Raw genomic sequence first — 15831 nt, forward strand, 5'->3', positions numbered from 1 at the left:
CTTCTGAACTAGATTCAGAATCTGTTTTCAAATGAGCAACACATCTAAAGTTTTAAAGGTAAAGGACCATTCTGTTTCAGGAGAAGAATTCCAACTTGTAGAGAATTCGGAATACGGTTTTTTGGAAACCATACCAAAACCATCTGAGGAAAAACTTCCCGAATATTACCAAAGCGAAGATTACATTTCCCATACAGATGCCAAAAGAAATCTTTTTGAAAAAGCATATCACTTAGTTAGAAGTGTATCCTTAAAAAGTAAATTAAACCTGATTAATTCTTTTTCACCAAAAGGTAAAACACTTTTAGATGTTGGATGTGGAACGGGGGATTTTTTACAAGTAGCCCAAAATAACAATTGGAAAGTTTTCGGAATCGAACCGAACAAACAAGCAAGACAAATTGCCAACCAAAAAACCCACAATGCAGTTTTTGAAACGGAGCAGCTTTTAAAATTTGAAAAGCATGGTTATGACGTTATAACCTTGTGGCATGTTTTCGAGCACTTGCCAAATTTAGAGGAACAAGTTTCCGTTTTTAAGAAACTACTCAAACCAGATGGAACTTTAATCATTGCTGTGCCAAATCATAAAAGTTATGATGCAAAACATTATAAACAATTTTGGGCGGCTTATGATGTGCCAAGGCATTTATGGCATTTTAATAAATCTTCCGTTTTTAAACTCATGGAAAAACAGAACATGCAAGTAAAAAAAATGAAACCCATGTGGTTTGACGCATTTTATGTAAGCTTACTTTCTGAAAGATATAAGTCAGGAAAAATGAATTTAATTAAAGGTTTTTGTATTGGATTGCTCTCAAATTTAAAAACCTTGTTTAACAAAGAGGCTTCTTCGTTAATTTATATTATAAAAAACAGGTAAAAACGCATTTAGCGCTCTTACGGCTGAAATTAAGGACTATAATAAGGAAATACATGTTCTGTTTTAGAAGCTTCTTTAAATGGCTTTATTTGGAGCCCGGAGCAATAGATGAAATATATTCAAATTTTAAAAACTATAAATGTTGATTATAAGTTAAATTCAAAGTAATTTGAAGTTGATTTAAAGTTTACTTTGCTACATTTGTGCGTTTTTAAAAATCAACAAACTAAAACAAACAATTAGATATAAAAATGAAAAAAATAATTTACCTCTCATTGATGATGATGGTTTTGGCATCTTGCCAAAATCCGAACAAAATAGGTTTCATAAATAATGGAACTATCATTAATGAGTATCAAGAGAAAAAGGATATAGAAGCTAAATATCAAGTTAAAGAGGAGAATTTTAGAAAAAAGGCAGATAGTTTAGGTAAGGCATTTCAGGCTGAAGTTCAAGTGGCTCAAATGGAGGCTCAAAGAGCTTCACAAAAAAAGCAACAAGAATTAATGGCTGGGTTGCAACAAAAGCAGCAAATGTTACAACAACAAATGCAAGCGGAGCAGCAACAATTGACCGAAGAATTTCAAACTGAGATAGATTCTGTTATTAGCACAGTTAAAAAATTTGTTAAAGGGTACGGTAAGACAAACGGGTACAATTACATTTTGGGTACAACAGATGCCGCTTCAACGGTAATGTATGGAACGGATGAAAACGATTTGACACAAACTGTTTTGGATGCTTTGAACGCTGAATATAAAAAGTCTGAATAATATAAATAATTGTAAATCAAATAAATAAACCCTGTAAAAATCATTTTTACAGGGTTTATTTATTAATAACTAATCTGTTTTTTTATGAAGCAAGCGTGTTAATTTTATGGACAAGTCCGTCAGGATTATTTTAGAATTTCCGTTGCGTTCAATATGGTAAATAGCATCTTGTAGTTCGTCGCTAATTTCCATAATGTTGTTGCCATGAACAAATGGCGCAAAATTCTCCAATTTAAATTTTTCAGTTTTGGGCTCAAAAAAAACTAAATCTGGGGCATTGTAATTTAACAATAATGCCTGCCTAAAGAAATCTAAGCAAAAGTTGAGAAATTGTTTTTGGGTTTCACGGCCCGTTTTGGCAATATCTTCGCTCCAAGAAATTAAATCATGAATGGCCGCCTTATTTCCTTTAGCTTTAAAGGCACTTCTTATCCAGAAAATAAACCAAGTTTCAAACTGGGTGTCTTCAGAATCATGGTAAACTAAATCACAGGCCTTATTATAATTTCCGTTGGATTGGTGTGCGATTTTGGTAGCCACCGATGCTTCCAAATGGTAAGCTTTCATCAGGGCCTCTTTGATGTCGTCTTCGGCCAACGGAGGAAAATGTAGTATTTGGCAGCGCGACCGTATGGTGTTTATAATTTGCTCTTCATCTTCAGAAATTAAAAGAAAGATAGTCTTATTGGGCGGTTCCTCAATGAGTTTTAGAAGCTTGTTGGCACAAGATGTGTTCATTTTTTCGGCCATCCAAATCAACATCACTTTATAACCACCTTCATAAGATTTCAGCGAAAGCGATTTCACAATTTCACTAGCTTCTTCTACACTTATAAGTCCTTGTTTGTTATCCACGCCAAGCAGTTTGTACCAATCAAACAAATTACCGTAGGGTTGTTGTTCTAAAAGTTGGCGCCATTCTTCCAAATAAAAGCTTGAAACAGGTTTGCTTTTCACCTTATCGCTTGTTGTAACCGGAAAAGCAAAATGAAGGTCGGGGTGCGAAAAGTTTTTGAATTTTAAATTACAAGCTTCATTTCCCGTGTTGTTTTCGCCACCAGAATTGGAGCATAAAATGTATTGCGCATAAGCCAAAGCCATGGGCAATGTGCCAGAGCCCTCTTTACCCACAAATAATTGCGCATGGGGTATACGGCCATTGTCAACACTTTGGGTTAAATGGTTTTTTATATGCGTTTGGCCTAAAACATCATTAAAAAGCATGAAACAAAAGTAAATGAATTTTTCTATTTAAAATGGCTCTACTTTTTAAAACCAGACGAGTTTTGGTTGAAAAAATTTAATTTTTTAAAAAGTTCTGCTGGTTCAAACGTTTTCGTTAAAAAACACGTTTTATAAAGCTATTTAATTACTTACATTTGTGCTTCAATCACTTAATAAGGTAAAATTTAATTATATGAAGACGCTAAACGACTTTAATTTCGAAAATAAAAAGGCATTGATTCGAGTAGATTTTAATGTCCCCCTAAATGATAAATTTGAAGTAACTGATGCTACAAGAATTGTATCTGCAAAGCCAACAATTATAAAAATATTGGAAGATGGTGGAAGCTGTGTTTTAATGTCTCATTTAGGCCGTCCAAAAGGCGTTCAAGATGGGTTTTCATTACGTCACATCGTACAAAAAGTTGAAGATATTTTAGGTGTTGAAGTAAAATTTGTTGATGCTTGTGTTGGAGAGAAAGCGGAAGCTGCCGTGGCAAATTTAGAGCCCGGACAAATCTTGCTATTGGAAAATTTACGTTTTCATAAAGAAGAAGAAGCTGGTGATGTTGATTTTGCCAAACAACTTTCAAAATTAGGCGATATTTATGTTAATGATGCCTTTGGTACAGCGCACAGAGCACATGCATCAACAACTATTGTTGCCCAGTTTTTTGAAGGCAAAAAATGCTTCGGAAGCCTGTTGGCAGAAGAAATAGAAAGCATCAAAAAAGTAATGGAAACAGGTGAAAAACCTGTACTGGCCATACTTGGTGGTGCAAAAGTGTCTTCAAAAATTACCATTATTGAAAACATTTTAGATAAAGTTGACCAAATGATTATTGGTGGTGGTATGGCGTTTACTTTTGTTAAGGCTCAAGGTGGAAAAATAGGAAATTCAATTTGTGAAGATGATAAACAACAATTGGCCTTAGATATTTTAAAGCAAGCCAAAGAAAAAAATGTGAAGGTTTATATTCCCGTTGACACAGTTGCAGCTGATGCTTTTAGTAACGACGCCAACACACAGATTGTTGATATCGATGCTATTCCTGATGGATGGGAAGGTGTGGATGCTGGACCTAAATCTGTTGAAATATTTAATGATGCTGTATTGAAATCTAAAACCATTCTTTGGAACGGACCTTTAGGTGTTTTTGAAATGGACAATTTTGCTAAAGCAACTATTGCTCTTGGTAATGCCATTGCAGAAGCTACCAAAAACGGAGCCTTTTCGCTAGTTGGTGGTGGCGATTCTGTAGCTGCCGTAAAACAGTTTGGTTTTGAGAATAAAGTAAGCTATGTAAGTACAGGTGGTGGCGCTATGTTAGAGAGTCTAGAAGGTAAAACACTGCCTGGAATTGCCGCTATTTTGGAATAAAGTGAATTAAGTTTTTAATTTACCTTGAAAAATACGATTTTAGCCATAATATCGTTCTGTAAACTGAATTGATTTTATGGCTTTTCGTTTTTTAATAACTCTTCTTATTTTCAATATTGGAACTTGTGTTTTACAAGCCCAAGACTCAATTTATTTAAAGACAAATCAAGTCAAGAAAAAGACTGTTGCCCAAAACAAATCTTCTAAAGATTCCTTAATTGACGGAAAGACTAAAACTGTTAAAGTTATTGAAGCCGAGTCTGATAGTTTAGACATTAAAAACCTTCATGACCATGAATTTGCAGCGGGACTTGATGAAAAATGGTACGAAGAATTATATAGTAATGCACTGTTTGATACCATTTATAAATCTGTTACCGAATTGTCTTTTGATGAGGTTGATTATCCCGAACTTCCAACGGAAGTGCTAAAACAACGCTTAAAGGAACTGGATGCCAGAACACCTTTTAATGTAGAATATAATCCTTCTTTGGAGAACGTTATCAAGTCTTATTTAAAAAATAGGCGCGAGCAACTCCAAAAACTAATAACATTAAGTGCCTTTTATTTCCCAATGTTTGAACGGGAATTGGATTTATATGATATTCCGCTGGAAATAAAGTATTTAGCTATTGTTGAATCTGCTTTAAAACCTCGGGCAAAATCAAGGGTTGGCGCAACGGGACTTTGGCAATTTATGTTCAGTACGGGCAAAATGTACGGGCTGGATGTGAGCAGTTATGTTGACGAGCGCAGTGACCCAATTAAATCTACTGAAGCCGCTGCCAAATATTTGGCTAAACTTTACGAGATATTTGGCGATTGGGACTTGGCTTTGGCCGCTTATAACTCAGGCCCCGGAAATGTAACTAAGGCCATTAGACGTTCTGGAGGTTACAAAAACTATTGGAATATCAGACATAATTTGCCTCGGGAAACTGCTGGTTATTTACCTGCATTCTTGGCCAATATGTACATTTTTGAATATGCCGAAGAGCATGGTTTTAAAAAGTACAAACCAGAAACGGCATATTTTGAAACGGATACTGTTAGGGTAAAACAAATGATTACGTTAGATCAAGTTTCGGAAGCAACTGGCACACCTATTGAAGAACTTCAGTTCTTGAATCCTTCATATAAGTTGGATATTATTCCTTTTATAAAAGATGAAAATTACGCCTTGAGATTACCGATAAGTATTATCGGCCAGTTTGTAAACAACGAAGAAAAAATCTATGCATTCGCAAAGGCGGAATTTGATGAACGCGAAAAACCGCTTCCTCAGCTTATAAAAGCGGATCAAAGATTAACTTACCGTGTTAAATCTGGAGATTATTTAGGAAAAATTTCTAGAATGTACGGTGTTCGGGTTAGTGACATTAAACGATGGAACGGTTTGCGAAGCAATGACATTAGCATTGGGCAACGTCTTACTATTTTTCCCAGAAGACCACATGTTAGTGCTCCCGTTTCTTCCTCAGCCACCACAAAAACAAAGCCCTTGTCTGGTGAGGTAATTACCTATACAGTTCAGTCAGGCGATTCTTTATGGAGCATTGCTCAAAAATTTCCTGGAGTTTCTGTTCAAAATATTAAAGATTGGAACGGTATTAGCGGTAATAATTTAAAACCGGGAATGAAACTCAAAATAGCGAAGGGTTAATTTCCTTAAAACCTAAAACACATTATGCGATATTTTCTTTTTTCATTACTGTCTTTCACGCTTTTGACATCTTGCGGTGACAAAAAAAAATCTACAGAACGTTACATTCAAGATTCATCAGGTGCCATAAATAATGTGTCTGTTGTAACCGAAAATGAAATTTGGGATGGGCGTGTTGGCGAAGCCATAAGAACAGTTTTGGCAAAACCCATTTATGGGCTTCCCCAAGACGAACCTATGTTTACCATTAGCCAAATACCACCTGCCGTTTTTTCGGGTTTTGTTACTAAAAACAGAACGGTTTTAATGATTAAAATGAATAAAGACGCAGGTATTGAATATTTAGATAATGTATATGCCAAACCACAAAAAGTAATTGTAGTTTCTGGAAAGTCCAAAAAAGAGATTATTGCTATTCTTCAGGAAAATGAATATAAAATTATTGATACATTCCGAAGCATGGAGATAGCCGAAAGACAGCGCCAAATGGCAAAATCACCGCATACCTTTAAATCGATAAAGGAAAAATTGAACTTAACGATTGATTTTCCATCAATTTACAGAATTGCAAAGTCTACCGATGATTTTTTCTGGATTAGAAAGGACATAACCACGGGCACTACCAACCTTATGATTTATGAGTTACCCTATTCTGCCATTAAGAGAAATGACAGTGTTGTGAATCAAATTATTCACATAAGAGACTCGGTAGGTAAAAAATATATTGAAGGCCCGGTAGATGGGTCATATTTAGCTACTGAAGACGCCTACACACCTTTTCACGGGGAGACTATTTTGGACAATAAACCAGCTTTGGAAACCAAAGGTATTTGGGATGTTAAAAATGCATTTATGGGAGGCCCCTTTATCAGTTATGCCGTTGAAGACAAAATTAATAAACGATGGGTCGTTTTGGAAGGTTTTGCTTTTGCCCCATCTGTTGACAAACGAAATTACATGTTGGAGCTTGAAGCCATTATAAAAACTGTGAAAATAAATTAATAAAAGCCATAAAAAAGGCCAACACATTGTGTTGGCCTTTTTTAATCATTAAGCTACAAAGTAGTTTTATTCTTTTTTATCACTTTTAGAATCTTCTTCCTTACTGGCATCCTTAAATTCCTTAATGCCACTACCTAATCCGCGCATTAATTCTGGTATTTTTTTACCTCCAAATAATAACAAAACAACCACAACAATTAATGCTATTTGCCAAGGCCCTATTGCTAATGGTAACATATATAAGCTCATAATCTTAAATTTAGAGAGCAAAGTTAGTAATTAAAGTTAAATAAAATCGTTTTCAGCATAACTTTAGCAAAATCTAAAAACAGAAAAACAAATCCCGTTACTTTAATTTTTGGGATAATGTATTGAATAAATTCTATTATTTTTGTTTAACATGAGCAAGAAAAGGCAAAAACCAAAAAAAATAAAAAGGAAACTTCTCGATAAGTATCGAATGGTCATTCTCAATGAAAACACTTTTGAAGAGCGCTTATCCTTCAAGTTAACCAGGTTAAATGTTTTTGTAATGGGGTCTTTATTGGCTATTTTTTTGATTTCCCTTACCTATTTGCTCATTGCTTATACGCCGCTTCGCGAGTATATTCCGGGGTATTCTTCTACCGCATTGAAAAAAAAGGCCACGGAATTGAGCTATAAAACAGATTCTTTACAGCAGGCATTGGTTATGAACGATCGCTATTACGAATCCATTAAAAAGGTTTTGTCTGGCGATTTAAGTACGGCTGATTTTAATAAAGATTCCATTGTTCAGGCGGTTAAGCTAGAAGCCAGCGAAGTAGATTTTAAACCAATTGCAGAAGATTCGCTGTTAAGGCAAAAAGTGGATAAGGAAGATAAGTACAATCTTTTCGAATCGGCTACATCGGCCACAAACTTTGTTTTATTTCCTCCTGTTAGTGGAACCATCAGTGAAACCTATAATGCCAAGGAAAAACACTATGCTGTTGATATTGTAGTTGCAAAAGACACCCCAGTTAAGGCAACCGCAGATGGCATTGTTATTTTTTCAGAATGGACGGCCAGCACGGGTTATGTTGTAATTATAGAACACAGCGACGGTTTAATTTCGGTATATAAGCACAACACTGCGGTAAATAAAGAACAAGGCGATTTGGTTAAGTCTGGTGAGGTTATTGCCACAGCTGGAAATTCCGGTGAATTGTCAACGGGTCCACATTTACATTTTGAACTTTGGAACGACGGTTACCCAATTAACCCAACTAACTTTATTGATTTTAACTAAATGATATCATTAAAATCCGCCATAGCAAAACCCTTTGCAAAACAGGTTTACAGGAGCATTCAAAAATGGGCAAAAAGGCCAATTGAAACCCAAGAAAAAGTTTTTCAAAATTTAATCTCTGAAGCAGCAGGAACAGCTTTTGGAAGAGACCATGATTTTATAAGTATAAATAACTACGCAGATTTTGTAAAACGTGTACCAATAAGGGACTATGAAGCTCTAAAACCGTATGTTGAACGTGTTATAGAAGGCGAACAAAATATCCTGTGGAAGGGCAAACCCCTTTATTTTGCAAAAACTTCAGGAACAACATCGGGCGTGAAGTACATTCCTATTACAAAACCTTCTATCGAGGCTCAGGTGGCCGCTTCGCGAAATGCCATTTTATTGTACATTCATGAAACAGGCAAGGTTAAATTTGTTGATGGTAAGATGATTTTTTTACAGGGAAGCCCGGTTTTAAAGCTGAAAAACGGCATTAATATTGGCCGATTATCGGGAATTTCGGCGCATTACGTACCTAAATATCTTCAAAAAAACAGAATGCCATCATGGAAAACCAATTGTATTGAAGATTGGGAAACAAAGGTCAATGCCATAGTAGATGAAACGATTAACGAAAATATGACCGTTATTGCAGGTATCCCATCTTGGGTGCAAATGTATTTTGAAAAACTTCAGCAAAAGACAGGCAAAAAGGTTGGCGACATTTTTAAGAATTTTAATCTATTCATTTTTGGAGGCGTAAATTACGAACCCTATCGGGCAAAATTTGAAAATTTAATTGGCCGAAAAGTAGACAGTATAGAACTCTATCCTGCAAGTGAAGGCTTTTTCGCGTTTCAAGACAAGCAGGGTAAAAGGGGAATGTTGCTACAGCTTAACTCGGGTATTTTTTATGAGTTTGTTAAAGCTGAAGACTTTTTTAATGATAACCCGCAACGAATCACCATTAAAGATGTTGAGCTTGGCGTAAACTATGTAATGATTATTTCTACAAATGCTGGATTGTGGGCCTATAATATTGGTGATACAGTGCAGTTTACATCCACAAATCCGTATCGCGTAATCGTATCTGGTAGGATTAAGCACTTTATTTCTGCATTTGGCGAACATGTTATCGGTAAAGAGGTGGAACAAGCAATGCAAGAATCCATTGCAAATACGGATGTTAGGGTTTCAGAGTTTACCGTAGCACCGCAAATTAATCCAACAGAGGGTTTGCCATACCATGAATGGTTTATTGAATTTGAAAATGAACCCAAAAACCTTCTAGATTTGGCGAGGAAACTAGATGAATCCCTTCAAAAACAAAACACGTATTATTTCGATTTAATAGAGGGAAAGGTTCTTCAACAGCTTAAGATTACAAAAGTTAAAAAAGGAGGCTTTCAGGAATACATGAAATCGGTTGGGAAACTAGGTGGTCAAAACAAAATCCCTAGGTTGGCAAACGACAGAAAAATTGTTGATTCATTTTCGAGTGTGAAATGAGCAGTGGCCAATTGAGTTGAGATTAACTAAAATGATTATTGGCGAATCATATCTGACCTTTGAAAAACAAATATTTTAGACAGATAAAATCGCACAAATAATAGTATCTTTGGCGCGAATTTAGGATACATGAGTAATAAAAAACATCACGCAAGAACGCGCGCTCAGGAGAGCTCAAATGCCATTGAGCGGATGTACATTACCATGCGTCATTTGTTCAACAGAGGATTTTATAAACCGATGGGTATTTCAGGAGAAACCCTTCGTGAAGCCTTGCTTACCCTACGTCCTGAAATTTATGGTTCTATTGCCGAGGAAAAAGCCGAACTGGAAGGGTTACTTTATGTTATTGATAGGCTGCCTATAGGGATTGAGCAATGTACATTTATCAATTTAACAAGTGATGAAGGTTACGGAAGCTCGCATTTTAAGCCCATAATTCCAGAAAAGCGTCGCAGGCATTGTTACAGAATCGATGCCGAGCAAATGAATATTGAGATTACACGTGGGCGATCAGACATTTATGATATTTTAACCCATCTTACGTTTCTTTTTGTTGAATCTCATAAAATAAGTTCTAGAGTGCTTATTGATGACGAAGGAACTACCACTAGAGATTGGGTAAAACTTGAAAAAGTAGTAGTTGACAACAATGACTTATCACAAGAAGAGCGAGAAATAGCCATAACACATGCAGCTACCATATTGGGTAGGACATTCAAGGAAATAACAAATATTTACGGTCAATTTGCCACGCATGGCCAACCAGAGCGATTTTTGCACATTATATATTGGTTGGGTAAGCTGGCGATTGAAGAACAAGTTAATTTTAACAAAAGAACCATTACATTTAGCCCTGTACTGAGAGAGCGCATTGGGCACCATATTCATGGCGAGATTTGGGCGGATAACATTAAAGAGTATCTCTATAAGAGCAATTTGTTAGAAAGACCAATCCATATCATAAGCGCTAACATGCATAGTGTTATGAATACGCTTTTTGCCCACAATGTTTTGAAGTCAAAAAAAGGATCTCAAAAAAGCGTTTTTGAAATGTATGAGGCCTTAAGCAAAAAGGAAAATGAACTTCTACGCAATAAAGTGACCAAAGAAGCGTTGCTCAAAGGCATGGCTTATCTAAAAGACACTTCAGGAGCTAGTATTGATGTACAGGTTTTTGATACATCAGAATTTGATGCTTCAAAAATGGATGTTAACTTTAAACCAGCTGTTGAGGAACAAAAGAACCCTGTTATTTTGGTTATGGACTATGCTTTTGGCGAGCAAGCCTATGAAACGATTGATGAACTTTTAAAGCCTTATAAAATAAAAGGCAAGAATGTTCATTTGAATGTGGAGTCCATTTCCATAATGGGCAAAGCAGGTATTTTAGAGGGGGGGAAAGGAGACATTATGATTCCTTCTGCCCATATTTTTGAGGGTACGGCAGATAATTACCCTTTTGAGAATGAGCTGAAGAAAGCCCTCTTAGAAAATCAAGGTGTTGACGTTTATGAAGGCGCAATGATTACCGTTTTAGGGACATCCCTGCAAAACAAAGATATTTTGAAGTTTTTTCATAATTCCACTTGGCAAGTTATAGGGTTGGAAATGGAAGGCGCGCATTATCAAAAGGCTATTCAGGCCGCTTCAAAAGTTCGTGGAAACATAAGAGCCGATGTAAAAGTGAGATATGGCTACTACGCTAGTGATAATCCTCTAGAAACTGGGGCAACACTTGCTTCAGGAGGTTTAGGAACTTCAGGAGTAAAACCAACATATTTAATAACAAGAACAATATTAGAACAAATATTAAATTAATCAATCACCATGAGTAAAGATTCGCCGCAACCACAGCAATCAGAAGAAGTCGATTTAGGGCAGCTATTCAAACAAGTAGGCAAAGCATTTGACCGACTTATTAATTTCACCTCAAATATTTTTAAAGGCATATATAAAGTTGTTATATTATTGTTAGTGCATATTTATAAGCGATTGGTTTGGTATGCAGGGGCAATTATTATTGGTTTGATATTGGGTTTTATTATAGACTCCTATTCCAAGAAGATGTATGGCGCCAACATATTTATCCAGACTAATTATGACTCTGCGCGTCAAGTCTATGAAAATATCAAACAATTCCATCAATTGGCATATGTTGATAAGGACACATCAGAATTAGCTCTAAAACTCAATATTTCTGCAGAATTAGCCTCTAATTTAAAAGGCTTCTATATAGAGCCTGATTTGGATGAGAATAATATTGCAGAAATGTATTCTGATTTCTACCAACGGTTGGACTCTGTATCAAGATTAGAGATGACTTATGATAGATACAGGGAATCCTTAACGCCTTACAATTTCGGTATCCATAGAGTGGGAGTTGCCTCTACGGACAAAAACATATACAAAAAAATTGAGGAATCTTTTATTCGTCAAATTTCAGGCAATAAGTATTTGAATGAGTTATTAGATGCTAATCTTAAAATCTTGGAAAAAAAAGATAAAACCTTGGTTCAGCAAGTACAAAAAACAGACTCCTTGGTAGAGGCTTATTTGAAAATTAGAATAAATGAATCTGAAAAAGAGCAAATACCGGGCTCAGGGACAAATTTATACATGGGTGATGCCGAGTCATTAGGAGGAAGCCTAATTGTTGATGAGTCTCGGGTTATTCAGCAACGCCTCAGGTATGAAGACCAAAGGAGAAAAATAGATAGCCTTTATGCTGTTAAAAAGAACATAGTTAATGTTTTGGCTAATTTCCCAGAATCTGGTTATGATATTAGGGAATGGTATGAGAAGAAGAAGATTTTACTTCCAATTGTATTGTTTTTAATTACTCTTTTGGTATTTTCTGTTAACGGCCTTGGAAAATTCTTAGAAAGTCAAAATAAAGAATAAATCGCCATTTTTATGACAATTCTAATTACAGGAGGGGCCGGTTTTATTGGGTCAAATTTTATCGATTATTTTTTAACAAATAATCCAATGCATGAAATAGTCAATTTAGATTCTCTAACTTATGCAGGAGACCCCTTAAATTTAGTTGATGCAAATAGAAACCCCAATTATACTTTCATTCATGGAGATATTTGCAACAGAAGCTTAATTGAAGAATTGTTCAATAAATATGATTTTAAAGGTGTAATCCATTTTGCTGCTGAATCACATGTTGATAATTCAATAAGTGCACCGAGCGCCTTTATAAACACAAATGTTTTGGGAACATTCAACTTACTTGACGTTTCCAAGAACCATTGGATGGATGCCCCAAACCAAATAAAGGAAGGCTATGCCGAGTCACGATTTTTACATATTTCTACAGATGAGGTTTATGGAACATTAGGTGATGAAGGTTTGTTTACAGAACAAACACCATATGCCCCAAATAGTCCGTACAGTGCCTCAAAGGCTTCATCAGACTTTATAGTTAGAAGCTATCACCACACGTTTGGAATGAACGTTGTAACAACCAATTGTTCAAACAATTATGGTCCAAAACAACATGATGAAAAATTAATACCGACCATTATAAGAAAGGCTTTAAATAATGAACAAATACCAATTTATGGTGATGGTAAGAACATTAGGGATTGGCTGTATGTAGAAGACCATTGCAAAGGCATAGATTTGGTCTTTACAAAAGGTAAGGCTGGAGAAACCTACAATATTGGAGGCAATAACGAACGGAATAATTTATATATTGCAAATGTTATCTGCGAAATATTAGATGAATTAGTGCCAAAAAGTAGCAGTTACAATCAACAAATTGCATTTGTTAAAGATAGGCCTGGGCATGATTTTAGGTACGCCATAGATGCTTCAAAAATTGAAAGGGAATTAGGGTGGCGTGCTCAAGAAAATTTTGAAACAGGTATAAAAAAAACCATTACTTGGTACTTAAAAAAATACAATAAATGAAAGGTATAATATTGGCGGGAGGTTCAGGAACAAGGTTATATCCACTTACTAAGGTGGTAAGTAAACAGCTTATGCCAGTTTACGATAAACCAATGATCTACTATCCCCTATCAACATTATTGTCTGCGGGTATTCAAGAGGTATTAATAATAACCACACCAAACGATTTGCAAAATTTTAAACAATTGTTGGGTGATGGTTCCGATTATGGTTGCCGTTTTGAGTATGCCGTGCAAAAACAACCAAATGGATTGGCAGATGCTTTTATCATTGGTGAAAAGTTTATTGAGGATGATAGCGTTGCACTTATTTTAGGGGACAATATTTTTTATGGCTCTGGGCTGGATAAAATCTTACAAGATAATGCTGCTCCCTCAGGTGGTGTTATTTTTGCTTACCATGTTCAAGACCCACAGCGTTATGGGGTTGTTGAGTTTGATGAAAATAATAGGGCGATTTCAATAGAAGAAAAACCTCAAAAGCCAAAATCCAGCTTTGCTGTTCCCGGAATTTATTTTTATGATAATTCAGTAGTTGAAATAGCCAAAAGCATTAGCCCCAGTAAAAGAGGGGAGTTGGAAATAACTGATGTGAACAAAACATATCTAAAACAAGGAAGGCTTAATGTACAAATTTTAGATAAAGGAACAGCATGGTTAGATACAGGAACATTTACCTCGTTGATGCAGGCATCTCAATTTGTTGAAGTGATTGAAGAGCGCCAAGGGCTTAAAATTGGAAGCATCGAGGAAATAGCCTATAAAATGGGCTATATTAATAAATCGCAACTTAATGCATTAGCAGAGCCATTGCTAAAAAGTGGCTATGGAAAATACCTTAAGCAACTTATACAGTAAAATGACGATTGAAGAAACATACCTAAAAGACTGTTTTGTAATAACGCCAAAAGTGTTTAATGATGAAAGAGGTTATTTTTTTGAGACCTTTAATGAAAACATTTTTAAAAAGGAAACAGGGATAGACCCAAATTTTGTCCAAGACAATCAATCAAAATCAAATTTGGGCGTTTTAAGAGGTCTACATTTTCAAACAGGTGAATACGCTCAAGCAAAATTGGTTCGAGTTGTAAAGGGTAGTGTTTTAGATGTTTGTGTTGATGTTAGAGAGGAATCTGCTACCCATGGAAAGTATTTTTCATTAATACTTGACGATAAAAAGCACCAACAATTATATATTCCAAGGGGTTTTGCACATGGCTTTGTGGTTCTTGAAGACAATACTATTTTTTCTTACAAATGCGATAATTTCTACAACAAATATTCGGAATCTGGAATCATATACAATGATGTTGCTTTAAATATAGATTGGGGTATTCCGGAAGAAAGACTTATTATTTCAGAAAAAGACAAAGGTCTTCCCGCATTAAGAGAATAATTTAAATTAATATGGGTTTGAAGGTTTTAGTTACTGGAGCCAGTGGGCAGTTAGGAAAAACCATTGAAGAGTTGTTTGCAAAAAACAATTCCAACATTGATTTTACTTTTGCTTCAAAATCGGATTTGGACATTACCGATCAATTAAAAGTTGAAGTTTTTTTTACAAAAAACAAGTTTGATTATTGTATTAATTGTGCGGCTTATACTAATGTTGAACAGGCAGAGAAAACACCAGAAATGGCGTTTAAAATAAACGCCCATGCGGTTAAAAGTATTGCCAAATCTTGTAAAAAGAATAATGTAACCCTCATACATGTTTCAACAGATTATGTGTTTGATGGAGAAAAAACCACCCCATATACTCCAGAAGATTTGACTAATCCAATAAATGAATATGGCAAGTCAAAATTATTGGGAGAATCCCTTATTCAGGATATACTCAAGAAGTATTTTATCATTAGAACTTCATGGCTCTACAGTAAAAAATATGGAAAGAACTTTTATAAAACAATTGTAAATCTTGCAAAAACAAAAGATGAGTTGGCCATTACAACCGATCAGAAAGGGTGCCCTACAAACACAGAAACTTTAGCAAAATACATTATAGGTTTAATAGTCAGAAAAAATAATAATTACGGATTAAAGCATTTTTCAGACGAAAAAGTAATGACTTGGTATGATTTTGCTAAGGAAATTATGTCAGAAAATAATTTAATTCAAACCACTAACCTTGTTAAAACTAGCAATTATGTTACTTTTGCAAAGCGGCCAAAATATTCGGTTTTAAGAACAACTAAAGAATAGAAACAAACAAACTTCA

At 35.3% G+C, this 15831-nt stretch carries 15 protein-coding genes; 13 read left to right on the forward strand and 2 right to left on the reverse strand.

Annotated features, from left to right (window positions below; genetic code table 11):
• The first annotated feature begins 31 nt into the window (after window positions 1–31).
• Together ACB104_RS06150 and ACB104_RS06155 are read left to right on the forward strand one after the other, a co-directional pair.
• Window positions 32–883 carry a class I SAM-dependent methyltransferase gene (locus ACB104_RS06150; RefSeq protein WP_370477405.1) on the forward strand — a complete coding sequence of 284 codons (852 nt, stop codon included), beginning with the start codon at window positions 32–34 and terminating at the stop codon, window positions 881–883.
• A 251-nt stretch (window positions 884–1134) separates the two neighbouring features.
• Window positions 1135–1656, forward strand: a complete 522-nt coding sequence (locus ACB104_RS06155) for an OmpH/Skp family outer membrane protein (RefSeq protein ID WP_370477406.1) — start codon at window positions 1135–1137, stop codon at window positions 1654–1656.
• 69 nt (window positions 1657–1725) lie between these two features.
• On the opposite strand, the gene ACB104_RS06160 is transcribed toward ACB104_RS06155, so the two are convergent.
• A complete protein-coding gene (locus ACB104_RS06160; protein WP_370477407.1) occupies window positions 1726–2880 on the reverse strand; it encodes a DNA polymerase III subunit in 1155 nt (384 codons plus the stop codon).
• Window positions 2881–3073: 193 nt separating this feature from the next.
• On the opposite strand from ACB104_RS06160, the gene ACB104_RS06165 reads away from it, so the two are divergent.
• The 3 genes from ACB104_RS06165 to ACB104_RS06175 all read left to right on the forward strand — a co-directional run bounded on the left by ACB104_RS06165 (window position 3074) and on the right by ACB104_RS06175 (window position 6926).
• Window positions 3074–4261 (forward strand): phosphoglycerate kinase, encoded by a 1188-nt coding sequence (locus ACB104_RS06165; RefSeq protein WP_370477408.1) that lies wholly within the window; start codon window positions 3074–3076, stop codon window positions 4259–4261.
• A 76-nt stretch (window positions 4262–4337) separates the two neighbouring features.
• Window positions 4338–5924: a LysM peptidoglycan-binding domain-containing protein gene (locus ACB104_RS06170; RefSeq protein ID WP_370477409.1), complete on the forward strand. Its 1587-nt coding sequence runs from the start codon at window positions 4338–4340 to the stop codon at window positions 5922–5924.
• 24 nt (window positions 5925–5948) lie between these two features.
• Window positions 5949–6926: a DUF4837 family protein gene (locus ACB104_RS06175; RefSeq protein WP_370477410.1), complete on the forward strand. Its 978-nt coding sequence runs from the start codon at window positions 5949–5951 to the stop codon at window positions 6924–6926.
• A 66-nt stretch (window positions 6927–6992) separates the two neighbouring features.
• Here the strand turns inward: ACB104_RS06175 and tatA are convergent, their stop codons facing one another.
• Entirely contained in the window at window positions 6993–7175 is a 183-nt protein-coding gene (gene tatA / locus ACB104_RS06180) for a twin-arginine translocase TatA/TatE family subunit (RefSeq protein WP_370477411.1), read from the reverse strand.
• Window positions 7176–7326: 151 nt separating this feature from the next.
• Here tatA and ACB104_RS06185 point away from each other — a divergent pair, with 151 nt between their 5' ends.
• The 8 genes from ACB104_RS06185 to rfbD all read left to right on the forward strand — a co-directional run bounded on the left by ACB104_RS06185 (window position 7327) and on the right by rfbD (window position 15815).
• Window positions 7327–8196: a M23 family metallopeptidase gene (locus ACB104_RS06185; protein ID WP_370477412.1), complete on the forward strand. Its 870-nt coding sequence runs from the start codon at window positions 7327–7329 to the stop codon at window positions 8194–8196.
• Window positions 8197–9690 (forward strand): GH3 auxin-responsive promoter family protein, encoded by a 1494-nt coding sequence (locus ACB104_RS06190; RefSeq protein WP_370477413.1) that lies wholly within the window; start codon window positions 8197–8199, stop codon window positions 9688–9690.
• Between the two features lie 129 nt (window positions 9691–9819).
• Entirely contained in the window at window positions 9820–11511 is a 1692-nt protein-coding gene (locus tag ACB104_RS06195; RefSeq protein WP_370477414.1) for a DUF6909 family protein, read from the forward strand.
• A gap of 9 nt (window positions 11512–11520) precedes the next feature.
• On the forward strand, window positions 11521–12594 hold the full coding sequence (locus ACB104_RS06200) for a hypothetical protein (protein ID WP_370477415.1): 1074 nt from the start codon (window positions 11521–11523) through the stop codon (window positions 12592–12594).
• Between the two features lie 12 nt (window positions 12595–12606).
• Window positions 12607–13614: a dTDP-glucose 4,6-dehydratase gene (rfbB, locus tag ACB104_RS06205; protein ID WP_370477416.1), complete on the forward strand. Its 1008-nt coding sequence runs from the start codon at window positions 12607–12609 to the stop codon at window positions 13612–13614.
• On the forward strand, window positions 13611–14471 hold the full coding sequence (gene rfbA / locus ACB104_RS06210; RefSeq protein WP_370477417.1) for a glucose-1-phosphate thymidylyltransferase RfbA: 861 nt from the start codon (window positions 13611–13613) through the stop codon (window positions 14469–14471). The genes rfbB and rfbA overlap by 4 nt, the downstream gene beginning before the upstream one ends.
• A 1-nt stretch (window position 14472) precedes the next feature.
• A complete protein-coding gene (rfbC, locus tag ACB104_RS06215; RefSeq protein ID WP_370478061.1) occupies window positions 14473–15009 on the forward strand; it encodes a dTDP-4-dehydrorhamnose 3,5-epimerase in 537 nt (178 codons plus the stop codon).
• Window positions 15010–15026: 17 nt separating this feature from the next.
• Window positions 15027–15815: a dTDP-4-dehydrorhamnose reductase gene (rfbD, locus tag ACB104_RS06220; RefSeq protein WP_370477418.1), complete on the forward strand. Its 789-nt coding sequence runs from the start codon at window positions 15027–15029 to the stop codon at window positions 15813–15815.
• Window positions 15816–15831: the final 16 nt, after the last annotated feature.

The sequence above is a fragment of the Tamlana flava genome (assembly GCF_041287255.1).
GTDB lineage: Bacteria > Bacteroidota > Bacteroidia > Flavobacteriales > Flavobacteriaceae > Tamlana > Tamlana flava.

Coding starts and splice junctions, on each gene's coding strand:
- ACB104_RS06165 (WP_370477408.1), top strand. CDS start 3,074: ATGAAGACGCTAAACGACTTTAATTTCGAAAATAAAAAGGCATTGATT.
- ACB104_RS06155 (WP_370477406.1), top strand. CDS start 1,135: ATGAAAAAAATAATTTACCTCTCATTGATGATGATGGTTTTGGCATCT.
- ACB104_RS06150 (WP_370477405.1), top strand. CDS start 32: ATGAGCAACACATCTAAAGTTTTAAAGGTAAAGGACCATTCTGTTTCA.
- ACB104_RS06175 (WP_370477410.1), top strand. CDS start 5,949: ATGCGATATTTTCTTTTTTCATTACTGTCTTTCACGCTTTTGACATCT.
- ACB104_RS06200 (WP_370477415.1), top strand. CDS start 11,521: ATGAGTAAAGATTCGCCGCAACCACAGCAATCAGAAGAAGTCGATTTA.
- rfbC (WP_370478061.1), top strand. CDS start 14,473: ATGACGATTGAAGAAACATACCTAAAAGACTGTTTTGTAATAACGCCA.
- ACB104_RS06170 (WP_370477409.1), top strand. CDS start 4,338: ATGGCTTTTCGTTTTTTAATAACTCTTCTTATTTTCAATATTGGAACT.
- ACB104_RS06195 (WP_370477414.1), top strand. CDS start 9,820: ATGAGTAATAAAAAACATCACGCAAGAACGCGCGCTCAGGAGAGCTCA.
- tatA (WP_370477411.1), bottom strand. CDS start 7,175: ATGAGCTTATATATGTTACCATTAGCAATAGGGCCTTGGCAAATAGCA.
- ACB104_RS06160 (WP_370477407.1), bottom strand. CDS start 2,880: ATGCTTTTTAATGATGTTTTAGGCCAAACGCATATAAAAAACCATTTA.
- ACB104_RS06185 (WP_370477412.1), top strand. CDS start 7,327: ATGAGCAAGAAAAGGCAAAAACCAAAAAAAATAAAAAGGAAACTTCTC.
- rfbB (WP_370477416.1), top strand. CDS start 12,607: ATGACAATTCTAATTACAGGAGGGGCCGGTTTTATTGGGTCAAATTTT.
- rfbA (WP_370477417.1), top strand. CDS start 13,611: ATGAAAGGTATAATATTGGCGGGAGGTTCAGGAACAAGGTTATATCCA.
- ACB104_RS06190 (WP_370477413.1), top strand. CDS start 8,197: ATGATATCATTAAAATCCGCCATAGCAAAACCCTTTGCAAAACAGGTT.